Genomic DNA, 18,693 nt, shown 5'->3' on the forward strand with positions numbered 1-18,693 from the left:
ATGTCCTTAGGCGAAGGCTTGCAGACCTGTCTGCGCACGGCCAAGGATCAGGGCATGCACATCATGGGTGCCTTCATAGGTGTTGACGGTTTCAAGGTTCACCATGTGGCGGATCACGTGAAAGTCCTGACTGATCCCGTTGCCACCATGCATGTCGCGGGCATGACGGGCGATCTCAAGCGCCTTGCCGCAATTGTTCCGTTTGATCAGGCTGACCATCTCGGGCGCGGCGCGGGCCTCGTCCATCAGGCGACCCACGCGCAGCGCGGCTTGCAGGCCCAGCGTGATCTCGGTCTGCATGTTGGCAAGCTTCAGCTGGAACAGTTGTGTCTGCGCCAGCGGACGTCCGAACTGTTTGCGGTCCAGCCCGTATTGCCGGGCCGCGTGCCAGCACGCCTCGGCGGCGCCCATCGACCCCCAGGCAATGCCGTAACGCGCACGGTTCAGACAGCCGAACGGGCCTTTCAAACCTTCGACGTTGGGCAGCAGGGCGTCCTCGCCGACCTCGACATTGTTCATCACGATCTCACCGGTGATCGAGGCGCGCAAGGACAGCTTGCCTTCGATCTTGGGCGCCGACAATCCAGCCGTTCCCTTGTCCAGAACAAAGCCCTTGATCTTGCCGCCATGCGCCTCGGATTTAGCCCAAACGACGAACACATCGGCGATCGGGGCGTTCGAGATCCACATTTTCGACCCGTTCAGCAAATAGCCGCCCTCGGTTTTCTTCGCGACAGTCTTCATCGAGCCGGGGTCCGAACCGGCATCGGGTTCCGTCAGCCCGAAGCAGCCGATAAATTCGCCGGTTGCCAGTTTGGGCAGGTACTTCTGGCGCTGCTCTTCGGTGCCGTAAGCGTAGATCGGATACATCACCAGGCTGGACTGCACCGACATCATCGAACGATAGCCGCTGTCCACACGCTCGACCTCGCGCGCGACCAGACCATAGGTCACATAGCTGGACCCAATGCCGCCGTATTCCTCGGGAATGGTTGTTCCCAGCAAACCCATCTCACCCATCTCGCGAAAGATGGCCGGGTCGGTTTCTTCATTGGCAAACGCGGCAGTTACCCGAGACAGCAGCTTGTCCTGCGCGTAGGCATGCGCAGCGTCACGAACCATGCGTTCGTCTTCGGCCAACTGGTCTTCCAACAGGAACGGATCGTCCCAGGTGAAAGGGCCAAGGTGCGGGGCGGATTGAGGTTTCATGCAAGTTTCCTTTCCACAGCGGTTTTCAGACGCGCAAGGCCCGCTGCAATTGTATCTTCAGCATATGCGAATGACAGGCGAAGATGGCCCGGCATCCCAAAGGCGCGGCCGGGCACCAGGGCAACGCCGGCATCTTCCAGCAACCACGTGCAGAATTCCGCGTCGCTGTCAAATGGCCCGCCTTGTTCCTTCAACAGGCCAGTGCAGGACGGAAAGGCGTAAAACGCCCCGTCCGGGGTGGAACAGCGCAGCCCGGGTACTGCGTTCAACCCGTCGACGACCAGATCGCGGCGCGCGGCAAAGAGGGCGCGACGCTCCTCCAGCAACTCGGGGTCGCAAGTGATGGCGGCCAGCGACGCCCATTGCGAGATCGAGCATGCCCCCGATGTGACCTGACCCTGAACAGCGACCATGGCGCTTATCAGATCGGACGGTCCGATCCCCCAGCCGATGCGCCATCCGGTCATCGACCACGCCTTGGCCACACCGTTGACGATCAGCATGCGATGGGTCAGCGCCGGGGCGGCTTCGGCCGCGGACGTGAAAGGTGCAAAGCTGAGATGGCGATAAATCTCATCGGCCAGAACCCAGACCTGCGAGTGACGCTCCAGCACTTTTGCCAGCCCCGCAAGTTCTTCCTTCGAGTAAATCGCGCCCGACGGGTTCGAGGGTGAATTCAGCATCAGCCAGCGCGTGCGCGGTGTGATGGCGGCCTGCAATTGTTCAGGCAGCAGTTTGAAGCTCTGCTCCATCGGGCAAGGCAGAACAACCGGCACCCCACCTGCCATCCGGACAATATCGGAATAGCTGGTCCAATAGGGGGCGGGCATGATGACCTCGTCGCCGGGGTTAAGGCTGGCCAGCATCGCATTTGCGATCACCTGTTTCGCGCCTGTCGATACGATGACCTGAGCCATCTCGGCACCTGCCTGTCGGGCAATTTCCGTGCGCAGTTCAGGCACACCCGCAGTGGGCGGGTACCTGGTTTTGCTCTCCAGTGCCGCTGAATGCGCAGCTTCGACCACATGGGGCGGCGTCGGCAGGTCCGGTTCGCCGGTTGACAGCGCCAGAATATCACGCCCTTGGGTGCGCAGGCGGGCGGCGGCCTCTGAGATCTGGACGATTTCCGACAATTCGATACCGTTCAACCGGTCAGCGCGCTGGAACACCATGAACCTTCCTCTGCAAACAGGTTCGGTTTTAGCCACAAAGTCACTTGAGAAAAATACGCCAATGAGTATCTTTTCAGTGACTAAAACTCATGAGTTCCATGCCCCGGATCAACTCACTGCCATCGCTGGCCCTTATGCGCAGTTTCGAAGCCGCCGCGCGCCATGAAAGCTATACCATGGCGGCCGAAGAGCTTGGCGTGACGCAAAGCGCGATCAGCCGCCAGGTCCGAGAGCTTGAGGCCGCGATTGGCGTTACGCTGTTTCGGCGGGTTGGACGCGCAGTGCGCCTTTCCAAAGCGGGGCGGGCCTTGCGGGACGAGCTGGCAGGTGATCTTGAACGTCTCAGTGGTACGATCAACCGTGCGATTGCAGCCGGAGACGGTGCGTCGCTTTTGACCCTGGCCGTCCTGCCCACCTTTGCGACACGGTGGTTGGTGCCGCGCCTGCCGGATTTCAAAACGCGTCATCCCGGGATCGAACTGGATCTGCACTCTTACACGACGCCTTTCAGCCTTGAAGAACGACGTATGGATCTGGCCATCCATTTCGGGCAGGAGGATTGGCCGGGCGCGCAATTGCGCAGGTTGTTCCCCGAGCATCTGGTGGTCACGGCAGCACCCGCGCTGCTGAGACGTCACAGGCTGGACACCCGCGCGCAAACCTTCGAGCTTCCGCTTTTACATCTGACCTCGCGCCCCGAGCTGTGGTCTACCTATCACTCTCAGATCGGGCTGGATCCGGGAGCGGTTTTTCCGGGGATGCGGTTTGATCAGTTCTCGATGCTGATCGAGGCCGCCGTCGTCGGTTTGGGTGCCGCCATTCTGCCCTCGTATTTGATTGAAGAAGAGCTGGCGTCCGGCGTTCTGACCGAAATCGGCCAGATCGCCAACACGTCGAACAGCGCCTATTACATCGCGACGCCAACAGGTCAGAAGAACGACGCCGTTCAAGTTTTTGCAAACTGGATCAGCAAGCAGACGCGGGCACGCGCGTAACTGGTCAAATACAGAAGATCGAACTCATTGCCCGCAGGCACGTCTCAGGCGAAAATCTGTTTTAGCCAGGTTTCAAACATCTGTTTTGCAGCAGAGTTCGCGTTCGATCTCTGACCATCGACAAGGAAATGGCTCTGTTCGATTGGAATGGGGTTCCCGACTATCGCGATGGACCTTCCGGCCTTGATTGCGGTTCTGGCAAAGCGCTCAAGGATTACCGCGTAACCTCCACCTTCCGCCACGATGTCCACGGCGGCAATTGTCGTGTCCACGGTGAAGCAAGACGCCGCAGGAGAATATTCTGTGCCGAAAGCGGAAAAATACCGGTGCCACATGTCCTGAAATCCCAAAATCTGTATCTGGGGTTTGACCAGCAGTTCTTCCGTCGAAGGCCATTTCCGATCTCGTGATCCGGCTGCAACCGGAACGATACGCTCATCCGAGATCTTGCTGAACGGCCCGTCGTTCCATTCCCCGTTTCCCAAACGCAGCTCGACATCGACGTTTTCCCTGCCCGCGGATTCTGCCCAGATATTTGAAACCAACCTGATCGATACACCCGGGTGTGCGCGTGAAAACTCGGGCAATCTGCCGGCAAGGAACAAGCTGGCTGTGGAAATCGGCGCGCGCACGACCAGCTCGTGCTTGTGACTGGAGCCAAACAGGCTTGCGGTTGACAGGTCGATATCGCCCAAGGCACGCCGAACTGAAAACGCATACGCCTGCCCGACCTCTGTCAGGCTGAGGTTGCGCGCGGCACGAAAGAACAAAGGGCAGCCCAGCTGTGCTTCCAATGAGCGGACGTGCAGGCTCAGGGCCGTCTGTGTGATGCCAAGCTCTTCTGCCGCAGCAGTAAAGTTCATATGCCGTGCGGCACAGTCAAAAGACCGCAGCCAGACCAGATTGGGCGATTTTGACATTTCCAGCACCAAAAAATTTTATGGATACTGGCGATATTTATTCGTTTTACATGCTGCATTCAACGCCCGTAGATTTCATCAGGGAAAAACAGCGCTGGTCCTCTGATTGGCCACCGGAAAGGGAACGCAGGTATGAAAGTTGGATTTATCGGCCTTGGAAATGTCGGCGGGAAACTCAGTGGCAGTTTGCTGCGCAATGGCGTTGATCTGACCGTACATGATCTGAACTCTGACCTGGTGTCAGGTTTCGTCGACCGCGGGGCAAAGGCTGCCGAGAATCCGGCACAACTGATGCGGGATTGTGATGCGGTGATCACCTGCCTGCCCTCTCCGGCGGCTTCGGACGCTGTGATGGAGGACATGCTGCCCGAAGTGACCGCGGGCAAAATCTGGATGGAGATGTCCACCACGGATGAAGCAGAGGTCAAGCGTCTGGGTGCGATGGTGAAGGAACGCGGTGGCGCTGCCGTCGATTGTCCGGTCTCGGGGGGGTGTCATCGGGCGGATACCGGCAACATTTCGATTTTTGCCGGATGTGATCGCGCCACGTTCGAACGTATTCTGCCCTTTCTGACCACGATGGGGCGTCGCATCCTTCATACCGGTGAACTGGGATCTGCTTCGGTACTGAAAGTGCTGACCAACTATCTGGCCACTGCAAACCTGATCACCTGTTCAGAGGCGCTTGTCGTTGCCAAGGCCGCCGGAATGGATTTGAATACGGCGTATGAGGCAATGAAGATCAGTTCGGGAACATCCTTCGTGCATGAAACCGAAAGTCAGGTCATCCTAAACGGATCTCGCGATATCTCGTTCACGATGGACCTGGTGTTGAAGGATATCGGCCTGTTTCAGGAGGTGGCGGATCGCGCCGGGGTGCCGCTGGAGATCAATCCGCTGATGATCGAGATTTTCAAGGACGGGATCGAGAAATACGGACCTCGTGAGTTTTCCCCCAACATCATCCGCCGGCTCGAAGACAAAACCGGGCTGGATGTTCGCGCGCCGGGGTTCCCATCGGAAATGCTGGACGATGAACCCGAAGAGCCCGGTTACGAAGTGATCCCGCAAGGATCTGACCTGAAGGCCGCCGAATAGGGCGGTGCGCGGCGGGCAGGAAACGGATCTATAGTATGGCGGATCATCATTCTTGCGCCGTTACATTCGCCGACATGAGGGGATCCTGCACCACGCCTGAAGCAAATCGGCTGGAACGTCTGGCCGTTTTTCGTGCCGCCGTTTCTGAGGGGAACGGTTCGCTTTCCGCTGCCGGTGTCCGCAAGAAACCGGATGGGCGGGGCAGGTTGCGCAAGGCGCTCGATAACCACCGCCCGTTCCACGAATAGGTCACATCATTTATCGCCGGCCATCACGCAAATATCCTTACGAGCCGCCTCCGGCCTGGTCCTGAAAAAGGCGACTTTATTCAGGAAAGGACAATCACGTGACGACCCAAGACGCGAACCCTCAGGACACCACCAAGGCAAACCCCGAGCGCGGCCCCATGAGCCGCGAATGGCATTGGCACCCGGACTTGCCGGTGAAATACGCCCCGTACTGGAACTGGCCGCCGAAAATCGGCATCCTGGCGAAATGGGTTTGGCAGAACTGGCTTCAGTTCTCGGACCGCTCGATCTTTCTGGCCTTGGCCTTCCTTGTGGCCTTCTGGGTACAACCCGTCGATGCCGGGCAGGCCTCGTTTGCCCCGGGCTGGATGTCATGGGTATTCATTCGGAACTGGGTGCTGCTGTTGATCGTCGCCGGTGGTCTGCACATGTGGTTCTACGGCGTTGACGGGCAGGGAAAGCTGCTGAAATACGACCCACGGCCTTACATGAAGCGCAAGAATGCACTGTTCAAGTTCGGCTATCAGACCTGGGACAACATCTACCATTCGATGGTCTTTGGCGCGACATTCCTGTCGATGCTGGAGTGCTTTCTGCGCTGGATGTACGCCAACAATTACATCGCCACGCTCAGCTTCGCTGTACATCCGGTCTGGTTCGTGCTGCTGTTTCCGATCCTGGCGATCTGGCAGAGCTTTCATTTCTACGTTGTGCATCTGTTTCTGCACCAGCCATTCATCTACAGACATGTTCACGCCGTGCATCACCGCAACGTCAACACCGGCCCATGGTCGGGCATGTCGATGCATCCGGTCGAGGCTTTGGGGTACCTCAGTGCCATCCTGATCGTGCTGGTACTGCCCAGCAACCCGGTGCACATGATCTTTCTGGGGTATTGGCTGATGTTGGGCGCCGCCTCGTCTCATTCCGGGTACGAGGCCATCTGGGCGCGCGACCGTCAGGCGTTGTTGATCGGGGCGTTTTTCCACCAATTGCATCACCGGTATTACGAATGCAATTACGGCAACGCGGAAATGCCCTGGGACAAGTGGTTCGGAACCTATCATGATGGCTCGGAAGAGGCCACGAAACGGACTCGCAACCGCAAACGTGACATGCACGCCAAACAGAGCGGCAGGCAACGCGACGCGCGCGCAGATGGCGCTGCCTCGGTCGATCGTTTGTCTTGCCCGACAACGCTTGACTGAACCGACCCCGTTGGCGAAATCCTGACCCTGAACGAAACTGGGCGCGTGGGGCCGGATGGCATTTCCTTCGGGCCCGATTATACTGGGCAAATGAAAGATACCGCTCCAGACTGGTTTGAAACCTGTGTCAGCCGGCTGACCACGACAAGCACCCAGCGGGTGTGGTCTGTTCTGGTCACGATTTTCGGCGATCTGGCGCAGGATGGATCAGATCAGATCAGTGGATCACTAATCACCGCGCTTACGCGTCTGGCGGGGATCAGGGCCGAGGCCACGCGTGTTGCGTTGCATCGGTTGCGCAAGGAAGGCTGGATTGAAAGCACGCGGGTCGGTCGGAACAGTGTGCACAGGCTGACCAGCTTTGGCCGCCGTCAAAGCGTTGCAGCCGCACCACGTATCTATTCCCGCGACCCGAACATGCCGGATATCTGGCATGTCCTCATCGCCAGCAACTCGGAAAGTTCCCGAAAGGAATTGTCGGACCTGATGCTGACAGGGGATTACTTCTCGCTGAATGCGTCGACGGCCATGGCGCCCGGGCCGATGCCGCATGATCTTGAAGAGCTTCTGGGTTTCGAGAGCGACACGATGTCCGTCCCGAACTGGCTTCGAGACCTGTGCGGGCCGGAGCCGTTGAAAACCGCCTATGATCAGTTCTGGGATGCCATTCAGGTGGTTGAGCGGCTTTTGCCCGCAGAGGGGGCGGGCGATCCGATGCGGTCGGCGGTTCTGCGCGTACTGGTGGTGCATGCCTGGCGACGTATCGTTCTGCGCCACCCAAGCCTGCCACCGGTTTTCCTGCCGGACGACTGGAAAGGCGCCGCGTGCAGAGAAGCTGTCTCACACTTGTTGGACAGGCTGCCGCGCCCCTCGCTATCGAGCTTGGAAGCCGAGCTGATGGACTGACCCACAGCGGTGCAAAGTTCGGGCGAGCTGCTGGATGTCCTGCCATTGTTAAGAAGGGCTGCGTCGTCTTTTTTGCAGTCAAGAAAACCTCTTTGGTCAGCAGTCACCTTTAATGTTACAAGATGTGCGATACATGAGAAGATTGAGTAACATAAGACTTGCATCGAATCAGGGGAAGATTTATTAACCGACCAGACGGTTGATATTGTTCCGTGGGAACAGGAGTACTCTAAGATGGACGCTTTCATTTGTGACGCGACGCGCACTCCGATCGGACGCTACGGAGGAGCGTTTTCGTCGGTCCGCACAGATGATCTGGCTGCTCTGCCGTTGGCGGCATTGAAGGCGCGCAACCCTCAGGTCGACTGGGCCAGTGTTGACGACGTGATCTATGGCGATGCCAATCAGGCGGGCGAGAGCAACCGAAACGTTGCGCGTATGGCGGCGCTGTTGGCGGGTTTACCGATTGATGTGCCGGGAACGACGGTGAACCGTCTGTGTGCCAGCGGCATGGACGCCGTGGGAATGGCGGCGCGCGGCATCAAGGCGGGCGACTATGATTTGGTCATTGCTGGTGGCGTGGAAAGCATGTCACGCGCGCCGTTCGTGATGCCCAAGGCAAGTTCGGCGTTCACTCGCAGCAACGCGGTTTACGACACCACGATCGGATGGCGTTTCGTGAACCCGAAGATGAAGCAGGCATACGGCGTCGACTCCATGCCGCAAACGGCCGACAATGTCGCCGAAGATTATGGTATCAGCCGGGAAGACCAGGATGCCTTTGCCGCGCGCAGCCAGTCCCGCTGGGCCGCCGCGCATGCGGCTGGGGTGTTCAAGGACGAAATCACCCCGGTTTCGGTTCCCCAGCGCAAGGGTGATCCGATTGTCGTTGATACGGACGAGCACCCGCGCCCGGGAACTACGGCAGAAAAACTCGCGGGTCTGAAAGGTGTGAACGGGCCCGACAAAACCGTGACGGCGGGGAATGCGTCCGGTGTGAATGATGGCGCGGCGGCGATCCTGATGGCGAATGAGGCCGCAGCAGCCAAGAACGGCCTGACCCCGATGGCCCGTGTGGTTGGCATGTCGGTTGCGGGTGTTGCACCACGTGTGATGGGCATCGGCCCGGTGCCGGCCAGCCGCAAGGTGTTGGCCCGGGCAGGGCTGAGCGTGGATCAGATGGACGTGATCGAACTGAACGAGGCGTTTGCGTCTCAGGGCCTTGCCACTTTGCGCGAGCTGGGTCTTCCCGACGACGCGCCCCACGTGAACCCCAACGGTGGCGCAATAGCGCTGGGCCATCCCCTTGGCATGAGCGGTGCGCGTCTTGTGCTGACCGCGGCCTATCAATTGAAACGTACCGGCGGGCGCTATGCCCTGTGCACCATGTGTGTGGGTGTCGGGCAGGGTGCGGCCCTTATACTTGAACGCGTGTAACGGAGGAGACGGGACATGTATGCTCAGATGGTAGAATCCGAAGCGTCGAATGAAGATCCGGACAAGCTTGCTGAATTCCAGGCGCGGATCGACGCGGATATCAAGATCGAGCCAAAGGACTGGATGCCGCACGGGTATCGGAAGACGCTGATCCGTCAGATTGGACAGCACGCTCATTCCGAGATTGTGGGCCAATTGCCCGAAGGCAACTGGATCACGCGCGCGCCGACGCTGGAGCGGAAGGCGATCCTTCTCGCCAAGGTGCAGGACGAGGCCGGGCACGGTCTTTACCTGTATTGTGCCGCCGAAACGTTGGGTGTCAGCCGCGATGAACTGACCGAGATGCTGCTGGATGGCCGCATGAAATATTCGTCGATCTTCAATTACCCGACCTTGAACTGGGCCGATATCGGTGCCGTCGGGTGGCTGGTTGACGGGGCGGCGATCATGAACCAGGTGCCGCTGCAAAGAACGTCCTACGGGCCGTATTCGCGCGCCATGATCCGCATCTGCAAGGAAGAAAGCTTTCACCAGCGCCAGGGTTACGATGCCATTCGCAAAATGGCCGAAGGTACGCCCGAGCAACGCAAGATGGCGCAGGATGCGATGAACCGCTTCTGGTACCCGTCACTGATGATGTTCGGCCCCTCCGACAAGGACTCGGTGCATTCGGCCCAGTCGATGGCGTGGAAGATCAAGATCAACACCAATGATGAGCTGCGCCAGAAATTCGTCGACCAGACCGTGCCGCAGGCTGAATATCTGGGTCTGACAATCCCTGATCCGGATCTGAAGTGGAACGAAGAGCGGGGGCATTACGACTTTACCGAACCCGACTGGTCGGAATTCTTTGACGTGATCAAAGGCAACGGCCCGTGCAACGTGGATCGGCTGGCCGCGCGCAACAAGGCATGGGACGACGGCAAGTGGGTCCGTGACGGGCTGCTGGCCCACGCCCGCAAGAAACAGGCCGGCAATCTGGCTGCTGAATAAGCTTACCCTGAGGAGGATACCCGATGAATACCGAATGGCCCCTGTGGGAAATCTTCATCCGCGGTCAGCATGGGATGAGCCACCGACATGTCGGTTCGCTACATGCCCCTGACGCGGAAATGGCAATCAAGAACGCGCGCGATGTCTACACCCGCCGCAACGAAGGCGTCTCGATCTGGGTGGTCGAAGCCAACAACATCTCGGCGTCGTCGCCCAGCGACAAAGGCCCGCTGTACGAACCGAGCCAAAGCAAAGTTTACCGCCACCCAACTTTCTTCGACATTCCCGATGAAGTGGGGGCAATGTGATGACCCGGGACGAGGCATTTCTGCAATTCCTGCTGCGGATGGGGGACAACACCCTGATCCTCGGCCATCGTGTCAGTGAGTGGTGCGGCCATGCGCCGGTTCTGGAAGAAGACATAGCGCTGGCCAACACTGCGCTGGACCTGATTGGCCAGACCCAGATGTGGCTGGGCCTTGCCGGAGAGGCGGATGGTGGCAAAAGCGCCGACGATCTGGCCTTCCTGCGCGACGCCTGGGATTTCCGCAACGTGTTGCTGGTCGAGGTGCCGAACGGCGATTTCGGCCGTACGCTGATGCGTCAATTCCTGTTCGATGCGTGGCACTCGATCATGCTGGGGCGCCTGATGGCTTCCTCGGACGAGCGGGTCGCGGCAATCGCCGCCAAGGCCAGCAAGGAAGTGACCTACCATCTGGAACGTTCGGGCGACACGGTTGTCGGGCTTGGTGATGGAACCGAGGAAAGTCATGCCCGGATGCAGGACGCACTAGATTACCTGTGGCCCTATGTGGGCGAGATGTTTGCCAGCGACGAGGTGGACGCCCAGATGGTCGCCGCAGGGATCGCGCCGAACCCGGCGGATTTGCGAGAGGAATACGACGCTCTGGTTGAGCGGGTCCTCAATCAGGCGACGCTGACCATTCCGGAAAGCCGTTTTGCCCATAAAGGTGGCCGCGACGGGCGCATGCATACCGAACATCTGGGCCATCTGCTGACTCAGATGCAATGGCTGCAACGCGCCTATCCCGGAGCAAAGTGGTAAAAGCGGATGCGGGTCTCGACTGACCAGATATGGAGCTGGCTGGATGCCGTGCCCGATCCAGAAATCCCGGTGATTTCCGTCGTGGATTTGGGCATTGTGCGCGATGTGCGCTGGGACGCTGACACGCTGGTCGTAACCGTCACGCCAACGTATTCCGGTTGCCCGGCGACATCCATCATCAGTATGGATATCGAAACCGCCTTGCGCGATCACGGCATCGGAGATCTGCGCATAGAAACCAGCATTTCACCCGCCTGGACCACCGATTGGCTCAGCGAAAAAGGCCGCGCCAAGCTGGAAGATTATGGCATTGCGCCGCCGCAACCCGCGGGCGGCCCGGATCGCTGCCCCCATTGCGGCAGCAAAGCAGTCGAAAAGGTCAGCCAGTTCGGCTCGACCCCGTGCAAGGCCCATTGGCGCTGCGCGGACTGTCTGGAACCCTTTGACTATTTCAAGTGCATCTGAGGAGGAGCACCGGATGGCACGTTTTCACGACCTGAAAGTCACCGACATCCACAAAACCATCCGCGATGCGGTTGTCGTTACGCTTGAACCCGTTAACGGCGCAGCGGAACAGTTCGACTTCGCCGCCGGCCAGTACCTGACTTTCCGGCGCAAATTCGACGGCGAAGAACTGCGCCGCTCCTACTCCATCTGTGCCGGCAAGGATGACGGTGTTCTTCAGGTTGGCATAAAACGTGTCGAGGGTGGCGCATTCTCAAGCTGGGCAAATGAGGACCTCAACATAGGTGACGTCGTGCAGGCGATGCCGCCTATGGGCAATTTTCACGTGCCCATCGATGCGGATGCGGAAAAACAATACGTTGGCTTCGCCGGCGGATCGGGGATCACGCCTGTTCTGTCGATCCTCAAAACTACGTTGGCCCGCGAACCCAAATCCCGATTTACGCTGATCTATGCCAACAAGGGCATCAACACGATCATGTTCCGTGAGGAACTGGAGGATCTGAAGAACCTCTATATGGGTCGGCTGAACGTCATCCACATTCTGGAAACCGACGCGCAGGAGATTGACCTGTTCACCGGTTTGGTAACGCAGGAAAAATGCCGCGAGCTGTTCAAGCACTGGATCGATGTCAAGAATGCAGACACCGCATTCATTTGCGGACCAGAGCCGATGATGCTGGGTATTGCCGCCGCTCTGCGGGAACACGGACTTGAAGACAGCCAGATCAAGTTCGAACTCTTCGCAAGCGCCCAGCCGGGTCGGGCCAGGCGCAAGACAGACGCCGCCGACGCCGGCACGCAGGCAAACCAGACCAGTGCTTCGATCACACTGGACGGCGCGACGCAGACCGTCACCTTGCCGAAGGATCAGTCCATTCTGGATGCCGCCCTGGAGAACGCCATGGACGCACCTTACGCCTGCAAGGCCGGGGTCTGTTCAACCTGCCGCTGCCGTGTTCTTGAGGGCGAAGTCGAGATGCTCGCCAATCACGCGCTGGAAGATTACGAGGTCGAAAAAGGTTACGTGCTGAGTTGTCAGGCTTACCCGGTGACCGACCGCGTGGTCGTGGACTACGACCAGTAAAGGGAGAGGATCAATGACCGACGCCATGACACTTGACAGCTATCTGGCCGCAGGCGGAGTGCTGACCAATCCGACCAACGTACCGCCGCGTTACCGCGCCGAGCTGATGAAACTGATGGCTACGTTTGTAGACAGCGAACTCGCAGGTGCCGCAGGGTTTGCTGATGTCATCAACAAGGGCCCCGGCATAAAGGAACGCATCGCGGCGGCGAAGATCGTGTTGGAAAAGACGGACCATGCGGACAGGGTTCTGAAAATCATGGGTGAGTTCGGCGCCGACACGGATCGTTATGCCACGCATCACCCGTGGACTGCCCGGTTGGATCGAAAAGCGGATATCGGCGCGACCCGCAGCGAACATGACATGCGGCTTGCGGTGTTCAATTATCCGATTTCCGGTTGGACTGATGCCGTCGTCATGAACCTGCTGATGAGCCGTGCCGTGGCAGAGCAACTGGCGGAGTTCTCGACCGTCTCTTACCAGCCACTGGCCGAGGCTTTCCGGCAGATCGCACCGATCGAGGCGCATCACGGCGAACTGGCGTTGGAAGGCGCTGTGAAGCTGGTTGAAAACGGAGCGTCGCAAGACATGCAAGATGCTGTGGACTATTGGTGGCCACGCGTAGCAGTGTCTTTCGGGAGGGATGACCCGAACCGATTTGAGCATCTGAGATCACTTGGTTTGCGCCATAGCACCAACGCTGCCCTTCGGGAACGTTGGGCTCGGTCAGCGGACGAAGCTCTGAAACAGCTGGGTTTGAAATCACCTTCATAGTGCCACGATGCATCCATTTTCACGGCACTTCAGGGTTCACGTCCTAGAAAACAGAGCGGTGACACGCGTGATCCTTTCTGGTTGACCGACGAGCAGGTGGCCAGGCTCGCCCCCTTCTTAGCGGAGTCGCGTGCCACGCCTCGGGCTGATGACAAACGGGTATTAAGCGGGACTATCTTCATCAATCGCAATGGTTCGCGGTGGCGCGACACTCCCAAAAAAACAGAGCGTACAACTCGCTTTACAGCCGGAGAAAGCGTTGGTGCGAGAAAGGTATCTTCGCCCGAATGTTGGCCGGCCTTGTTGCCGGGCAGGGCGAGAAGAAGAAGACTGTGATGATCCCTCTCGTGACATCATTGGCGTGCTACCCTGTTGGGCAATAGGCGCGACCTGTTCCAGGATCTTCCAATCAGCGATCGCACCCGCAGCAACCGTCGTTTACTGGTTAGGAATCGCGACCCCAGAGCCTGTTTTGAAGTTCATGGTTTTCTTTTCGTCGGTCGCTCCATTCTGATAGTTCTGTTTACATTTGCACATCACCTTGCATACGATCCGGTTGAATTCTTTCGATTGTTCTAACGCAAAGGTTTGATGCCATGGCAGAAACGCTGGACCTGCATAAGTTCGAGAACCTAAGTCCTTTCCAGATCAAAGACGAACTCATAAAGCTGGCGCAGAGTGAGTCGCGCCAAATGGCGCTGCCATATTTGAACGCAGGGCGCGGCAACCCAAATTGGATCGCTACCAAGGCGAGAGAGGCGTTCTTCCTTTTGGGTCAGTTCGCGATGACCGAAGCACAGCGACATCGCAATGAACCACAAGTTGGACTAGCCGGTATGCCACAAGGGCCGGGATGTTACGAACGGCTCAAGGCATACTGCGCCGACACGTCGGAAAAAAACGGTCCTCCAGGCGCAGATACTTTGGTGGCCGTGGTGGACTTTGCGATTGAAAAATTTGGTTTCACAGCAGACGATTTCGTACTCGAATTGACCGACGGTATCATTGGCGACCACTACCCGATGCCGGACAGGTGCTTGGAACACAATGAGGCGATCGTCCACGAATACGTGATGTGGGCAATGTGCGCAGGCCATCGGCCCGACGCAAAGTTCGATATCTACGCAGTAGAGGGCGGAACTGCTGCGATGTGCTATATTTTCAAGGCACTCAAGAACCAGCGGTTGCTTAATGCAGGCGACACAATTGCATTGGGCACGCCGATCTTCACGCCTTATCTGGAGATGCCAGTGCTTGAAGATTACGGGTTGAATACTGTGGATGTGTCTTCTGCTGAAGAAGATCATTTTCAACTTAACGACAACGATTTTGAACTGTTGGCCGATCCCAAAGTCAAAGCGCTGTTCTTGGTCAACCCAGGGAATCCATCCTCTGTCGCGATCAGCCCCGAAGTCATGACCCGACTTGTGGACTTCGTTAAAACCCGCCGTCCTGACCTGATCATATTGACAGATGATGTCTACGGCACCTTCGTACCTGACTTTCAATCGGTGATGGGGCATCTTCCTGAAAACACGATCGGGGTTTACTCCTACTCGAAGTATTTCGGTTGCACGGGCTGGCGTCTGGGCGCAATTCTGGTGGCCGAGAACAACATCTTCGACAAGATGATTGCTGAGGCACCGGACGAGACCAAAGCTGTGGTGAACGCCCGGTATGAATCGCTGACCCCCGACCCGTCCTCGTTCAAGTTCATTGATCGGATTGTCGCCGACAGCCGGGATGTCGCACTAAATCACACTGCGGGTCTGTCGGTGCCACAACAAGTGATGATGACATTATTCTCGCTTGTTGAATTGATGGACCAAGAGAAAGTTTATCAGAAATTCTGTTGGGGTATCTTGAAGCACCGTTTTGATGAACTGGTCGACGGATTGGGCGTTGAAGTCGCCGACAACCCGTTGTTTGACAAGTATTATGGCATCATAGATTTTGAGTTCTGGCTGCGGAAATACGTCGGCGAAGATGTGGTTGAATGGATCAAGGAAAACGTTCACCCGTTGGATATCTCGTTCAAACTGGCACAGGACCACGGGATCGTGCTGTTGAACGGGTCCGGTTTTGATGCGCCCAACTGGTCTGCACGCGTGTCTTTCGCCAATTTGGACGACAGCGCCTATCGCCAGATCGGTCGTGCTGTACGGGCTGTGGCCGTTGGATATGTGCAGGCTTATCGCGCGTCTAAAGGATTGCCGTTGCACGGTTAAAGACATGGCCGCTGAGGACGCAGGCGACCCAAACTATCAGCCTGTCTTCTCAGCGGGTCATGCCCTAGCCGCATGCCACATGGTCGCGTTCGAAAGTTGAGGTAATTCTGAAGCGACTTACGGTACAAACGCCACAACGAGCGGGCCCCAGAGCGTCAAAAAGATATTTGCAACCGCATAGGTCATAGTAAACGCTGGCGTAGGGGTGGAGTTCCCTGCCTTTTCAAGCAACGTTGCAAACCCCGGGTTCCCGGACCGGGACCCGGTAACAACCGCGCAGGCTTCGACCGGGTTTTTGATGCGCAAGACATAGTAGTTAATTGGGAATTGAACAATCATTGGCATCATTGTAACCAGGACTCCCAACAGAAGCAGGGTAACGCCGTACTGTTGAATTGCTTCCAGAGCAGGCTTACCGGCATTCAAACCAACAACCCCGACGAATACCGCCAATCCGAAACTCTGCAGAAAATTTGCGGCCCCATGGTTGATCCCGCCGATCTTGGGTCGGCGAATACGCAAATACCCGATTATCAACCCTGTCACGAGGCACCCAAGGCCCGAGCCGAGCGACACTTTGGTTCCAGCGATCACGAAGCTAATTTCGCCAATCAAATAGCCAATTGCCACACCAATCCCCAGCGCGATGAAATTTGTGGCCGACGCCAATGGCGGTACATATCCCGCCTCTTTTGCCGCACGGTTCAAGTCGTCTTTGTGGCCGACGATGCAGATCTCATCGCCTGCATGAATTTCTGTATTTTGCAGCACCGGCACTTCGTGACCCATTCGGGTAATTTTTGAGATGTGAACGCCGCGTCGTTGATCGGCTGTTAGGGCTTCGCGCAATTCGGCAAGAGTTTTACCTGTCAGTTTCCGATTAGTGACAACAACATTTCGACGTTCTTCCACCACCGTCAATTCAGGTGGGTACTCACCAATTTCTCCGCTTGCACTACCTTCGAACCGGGTCAGGGTTGTAACAAGCCCCGATACAACGATGACGTCTCCTGGGCTGATAATCATGTCCGGTTTTGGATCTAACGGCGCACCTTCATGCAGAAGTTTCTCGACGATCAGGTCGCCGTCGTAAGTGTTTTCGATGGATTTAACTGACTTTCCTGCGATCGAGGCGTCGGAACCTACCTGATAGGCACGGGCGTTAAAGCGGTTCATTGGGAGGAACTCGCCTTCTTCCAGTTTGCGGCCACCTCCGCTGAGTTTTTGGGCCAGCTTAATCGCCTCTTTACGCAGATCCACGCGCATTATAATTGGAATGACACTCACCGCCAAAATTGGCCCGATCGAGCCGAAGATGTAAGTGACTGAATATCCCACGGCGATGTTGGTTTTGAGCTTTTCCGCTTCGTCAGCGGCCAGCCCAAGCAGGTCGATGGCATTTCCAGCGGTACCAATGATTGCGGATTGCGTAAGCCCTCCTGCAGCCAGCCCAGCGGCCAACCCTTTGTCCAACCCAGCCAAACGGGCGACGACCACCACAAAGAAAAGTCCCCAGACAGTCATCATAAATGCAGCCAGTAACTTGGTAAGTGCGGTTCGGTTCAGAGCTGCAAAAAATTGAGGGCCACCATTATAGCCGACCATAAAAATGAAGAGAGAGAAGAAAATATTCTGGACATCGGTGCTTAGGTTAATGCCCCCGATTTGACCTACAAGAACGGCCACCAAAAGGGTTCCGGCGATGCCACCAAGTTCGAACTTGCCGACCCTGAACTTTCCAACGCCATAACCTAAGCCCAGACAAAGAAACAGCGCCATAATCGGGAAGGTACGAAGCTGCTCAGAAATCAATTCCATTTTGAAATCTCCTGCGTCTCTCTTCAGGGTCGTTCCGATCAAGATACAGTGACTAACTATATTGAAAACAAAAAAACAATGTGACTGACGTAGCGCGAGGATTTAAGAGCACAGCGCTTCGCATCTCTATTCCGGCGGAAAGGTTTCGAAAAAGAGCTAATGTACTTGGGCGAGGATTCCCAGTCAGTGGATGACGGTTTCTTTGAGTGCGGTCGCTGATTGGAAGACCCCGGATCAACGGTGATGGCGGTTTGCCGCACGCCTCCAATTCTTAAGCCCGCCAAACATAGTCTCGATGCAGTTGCGGCGCTTGTCTTCCTTGACTGGCATCACGGCCACGTTCCCCAAGCAGCCAATCCACATTTGGGATGCTACTGAGCAGAGCCCGGGCGTCGATGTAATCACTGTCGCTCCCGGCGGTCACGAACAGGTTGATCGGGCAATCCTGGCCATCGCAGGCGGGCATCAGCTTGGTATTCATGCCGCCCTTGGTGCGCCCGATCAGGCGGCCACGCCCCCCTTTTTTCGGCCATACTGGTCTCGGTGCCGTGTGCGATGAGATAAGTCGCGTCCATTGCCCGGCAGGGGATCGTGGTCTTCCTTTCGCCGTGCCCGGCAACCAGTTCGGCCAGCATCCGGGCGAAGATACCCTTCTTGCACCAACGCTTCCACCGGCTGTTAAGCGTCTTGTGAGTTCTGTATTCCTCGGGAGTATCGCGCCACCGCGAACCATTGCAGTTGATGAAGATAATCCTGCGTAACACCGGTTTGTCATCAACCCGAGGCCCGCCATGCGACTTCACGAAGAAGGGGGCATGCCTAGCCATCTGCGCGCCGGTCAACCAGAAAAAATGACGTGTGTCACCGCTTCGTTTTTCAAGCCGTGAACCGTGCCGCGCAGTGAATACGGATGCATCATGGCATTATATGTGAAGTAGCCGCCGAATTTTTCGGTCTGGGAGTTGATCCGCCCTGTTGAGCAGCCTCATCTGACTGGTCCAAATTGATTGTTAGTGCATTGTCGGCCTGCGATCCATTGGTATGATGGTTTCGGGCGCTGGCGGGCGA

Annotated in this window: 17 protein-coding genes and 2 pseudogenes; 14 read left to right on the forward strand and 5 right to left on the reverse strand. The window is 57.3% G+C overall.

The window, feature by feature from the left end; genetic code table 11:
- Positions 1 to 6: 6 nt before the first annotated feature.
- Entirely contained in the window at positions 7 to 1,209 is a 1,203-nt protein-coding gene (locus tag GOW09_RS11490; protein WP_152460114.1) for an acyl-CoA dehydrogenase, read from the reverse strand.
- Positions 1,206 to 2,381 (reverse strand): pyridoxal phosphate-dependent aminotransferase, encoded by a 1,176-nt coding sequence (locus GOW09_RS11495; RefSeq protein WP_171118408.1) that lies wholly within the window; start codon positions 2,379 to 2,381, stop codon positions 1,206 to 1,208. Before GOW09_RS11495 ends, GOW09_RS11490 begins: the two co-directional genes overlap by 4 nt.
- A gap of 89 nt (positions 2,382 to 2,470) precedes the next feature.
- Here GOW09_RS11495 and GOW09_RS11500 point away from each other — a divergent pair, with 89 nt between their 5' ends.
- Entirely contained in the window at positions 2,471 to 3,376 is a 906-nt protein-coding gene (locus tag GOW09_RS11500) for a LysR family transcriptional regulator (protein WP_253284247.1), read from the forward strand.
- 44 nt (positions 3,377 to 3,420) lie between these two features.
- On the opposite strand, the gene GOW09_RS11505 is transcribed toward GOW09_RS11500, so the two are convergent.
- Positions 3,421 to 4,296: a LysR family transcriptional regulator gene (locus GOW09_RS11505; RefSeq protein ID WP_171118410.1), complete on the reverse strand. Its 876-nt coding sequence runs from the start codon at positions 4,294 to 4,296 to the stop codon at positions 3,421 to 3,423.
- Positions 4,297 to 4,428: 132 nt separating this feature from the next.
- Between GOW09_RS11505 and GOW09_RS11510 the strand changes: the two genes are divergently transcribed.
- The 13 genes and pseudogenes from GOW09_RS11510 (at position 4,429) to GOW09_RS11570 (ending at position 15,807) form a co-directional block, all read left to right on the forward strand.
- Positions 4,429 to 5,394, forward strand: a complete 966-nt coding sequence (locus tag GOW09_RS11510) for an NAD(P)-dependent oxidoreductase (RefSeq protein WP_171118412.1) — start codon at positions 4,429 to 4,431, stop codon at positions 5,392 to 5,394.
- A 35-nt stretch (positions 5,395 to 5,429) separates the two neighbouring features.
- On the forward strand, positions 5,430 to 5,642 hold the full coding sequence (locus GOW09_RS11515) for a hypothetical protein (RefSeq protein WP_171118414.1): 213 nt from the start codon (positions 5,430 to 5,432) through the stop codon (positions 5,640 to 5,642).
- A gap of 98 nt (positions 5,643 to 5,740) precedes the next feature.
- Entirely contained in the window at positions 5,741 to 6,850 is a 1,110-nt protein-coding gene (locus GOW09_RS22855) for a sterol desaturase family protein (RefSeq protein ID WP_171118416.1), read from the forward strand.
- Positions 6,851 to 6,940: 90 nt separating this feature from the next.
- Positions 6,941 to 7,756, forward strand: coding sequence for a PaaX family transcriptional regulator C-terminal domain-containing protein (locus GOW09_RS11525; RefSeq protein ID WP_171118418.1), 816 nt, complete (start codon positions 6,941 to 6,943; stop codon positions 7,754 to 7,756).
- A 234-nt stretch (positions 7,757 to 7,990) separates the two neighbouring features.
- Positions 7,991 to 9,193 (forward strand): 3-oxoadipyl-CoA thiolase, encoded by a 1,203-nt coding sequence (gene pcaF / locus GOW09_RS11530; protein ID WP_171118420.1) that lies wholly within the window; start codon positions 7,991 to 7,993, stop codon positions 9,191 to 9,193.
- Between the two features lie 15 nt (positions 9,194 to 9,208).
- Positions 9,209 to 10,186 carry a 1,2-phenylacetyl-CoA epoxidase subunit PaaA gene (paaA, locus tag GOW09_RS11535; RefSeq protein WP_171118422.1) on the forward strand — a complete coding sequence of 326 codons (978 nt, stop codon included), beginning with the start codon at positions 9,209 to 9,211 and terminating at the stop codon, positions 10,184 to 10,186.
- A 23-nt stretch (positions 10,187 to 10,209) separates the two neighbouring features.
- On the forward strand, positions 10,210 to 10,494 hold the full coding sequence (paaB, locus tag GOW09_RS11540) for a 1,2-phenylacetyl-CoA epoxidase subunit PaaB (RefSeq protein ID WP_171118424.1): 285 nt from the start codon (positions 10,210 to 10,212) through the stop codon (positions 10,492 to 10,494).
- Positions 10,494 to 11,252, forward strand: a complete 759-nt coding sequence (gene paaC, locus GOW09_RS11545) for a 1,2-phenylacetyl-CoA epoxidase subunit PaaC (RefSeq protein WP_152460124.1) — start codon at positions 10,494 to 10,496, stop codon at positions 11,250 to 11,252. Before paaB ends, paaC begins: the two co-directional genes overlap by 1 nt.
- Before the next feature lie 6 nt (positions 11,253 to 11,258).
- On the forward strand, positions 11,259 to 11,717 hold the full coding sequence (paaD, locus tag GOW09_RS11550; RefSeq protein ID WP_171118426.1) for a 1,2-phenylacetyl-CoA epoxidase subunit PaaD: 459 nt from the start codon (positions 11,259 to 11,261) through the stop codon (positions 11,715 to 11,717).
- A 13-nt stretch (positions 11,718 to 11,730) separates the two neighbouring features.
- Positions 11,731 to 12,804 (forward strand): 1,2-phenylacetyl-CoA epoxidase subunit PaaE, encoded by a 1,074-nt coding sequence (gene paaE, locus GOW09_RS11555; protein ID WP_171118428.1) that lies wholly within the window; start codon positions 11,731 to 11,733, stop codon positions 12,802 to 12,804.
- 13 nt (positions 12,805 to 12,817) lie between these two features.
- A complete protein-coding gene (locus GOW09_RS11560) occupies positions 12,818 to 13,579 on the forward strand; it encodes a Phenylacetic acid catabolic protein (protein ID WP_171118430.1) in 762 nt (253 codons plus the stop codon).
- A gap of 15 nt (positions 13,580 to 13,594) precedes the next feature.
- Positions 13,595 to 13,920 (forward strand): annotated as a pseudogene (locus tag GOW09_RS11565) (transposase); the annotation flags it as partial.
- Positions 13,921 to 14,175: 255 nt separating this feature from the next.
- Complete coding sequence (locus tag GOW09_RS11570; RefSeq protein WP_171118434.1) at positions 14,176 to 15,807, forward strand: bifunctional aspartate transaminase/aspartate 4-decarboxylase; 1,632 nt, start codon at positions 14,176 to 14,178, stop codon at positions 15,805 to 15,807.
- Positions 15,808 to 15,924: 117 nt separating this feature from the next.
- On the opposite strand, the gene aspT is transcribed toward GOW09_RS11570, so the two are convergent.
- Positions 15,925 to 17,625 carry an aspartate-alanine antiporter gene (gene aspT / locus GOW09_RS11575; RefSeq protein ID WP_171118436.1) on the reverse strand — a complete coding sequence of 567 codons (1,701 nt, stop codon included), beginning with the start codon at positions 17,623 to 17,625 and terminating at the stop codon, positions 15,925 to 15,927.
- Between the two features lie 234 nt (positions 17,626 to 17,859).
- Positions 17,860 to 18,452: pseudogene (locus GOW09_RS11580) on the reverse strand (transposase).
- Positions 18,453 to 18,693 lie beyond the last annotated feature (241 nt).

The organism is Ruegeria sp. HKCCA5463, assembly GCF_013034175.1.
Taxonomy (GTDB): Bacteria; Pseudomonadota; Alphaproteobacteria; order Rhodobacterales; family Rhodobacteraceae; genus Ruegeria.

Bases quoted from the DNA above. Each gene is read 5' to 3' on its own strand.
- GOW09_RS11490 (WP_152460114.1), bottom strand. From the start codon at position 1,209: ATGAAACCTCAATCCGCCCCGCACCTTGGCCCTTTCACCTGGGACGAT.
- GOW09_RS11495 (WP_171118408.1), bottom strand. From the start codon at position 2,381: ATGGTGTTCCAGCGCGCTGACCGGTTGAACGGTATCGAATTGTCGGAA.
- GOW09_RS11500 (WP_253284247.1), top strand. From the start codon at position 2,471: ATGAGTTCCATGCCCCGGATCAACTCACTGCCATCGCTGGCCCTTATG.
- GOW09_RS11505 (WP_171118410.1), bottom strand. From the start codon at position 4,296: ATGTCAAAATCGCCCAATCTGGTCTGGCTGCGGTCTTTTGACTGTGCC.
- GOW09_RS11510 (WP_171118412.1), top strand. From the start codon at position 4,429: ATGAAAGTTGGATTTATCGGCCTTGGAAATGTCGGCGGGAAACTCAGT.
- GOW09_RS11515 (WP_171118414.1), top strand. From the start codon at position 5,430: ATGGCGGATCATCATTCTTGCGCCGTTACATTCGCCGACATGAGGGGA.
- GOW09_RS11525 (WP_171118418.1), top strand. From the start codon at position 6,941: ATGAAAGATACCGCTCCAGACTGGTTTGAAACCTGTGTCAGCCGGCTG.
- pcaF (WP_171118420.1), top strand. From the start codon at position 7,991: ATGGACGCTTTCATTTGTGACGCGACGCGCACTCCGATCGGACGCTAC.
- paaA (WP_171118422.1), top strand. From the start codon at position 9,209: ATGTATGCTCAGATGGTAGAATCCGAAGCGTCGAATGAAGATCCGGAC.
- paaB (WP_171118424.1), top strand. From the start codon at position 10,210: ATGAATACCGAATGGCCCCTGTGGGAAATCTTCATCCGCGGTCAGCAT.
- paaC (WP_152460124.1), top strand. From the start codon at position 10,494: ATGACCCGGGACGAGGCATTTCTGCAATTCCTGCTGCGGATGGGGGAC.
- paaD (WP_171118426.1), top strand. From the start codon at position 11,259: ATGCGGGTCTCGACTGACCAGATATGGAGCTGGCTGGATGCCGTGCCC.
- paaE (WP_171118428.1), top strand. From the start codon at position 11,731: ATGGCACGTTTTCACGACCTGAAAGTCACCGACATCCACAAAACCATC.
- GOW09_RS11560 (WP_171118430.1), top strand. From the start codon at position 12,818: ATGACCGACGCCATGACACTTGACAGCTATCTGGCCGCAGGCGGAGTG.
- GOW09_RS11570 (WP_171118434.1), top strand. From the start codon at position 14,176: ATGGCAGAAACGCTGGACCTGCATAAGTTCGAGAACCTAAGTCCTTTC.
- aspT (WP_171118436.1), bottom strand. From the start codon at position 17,625: ATGGAATTGATTTCTGAGCAGCTTCGTACCTTCCCGATTATGGCGCTG.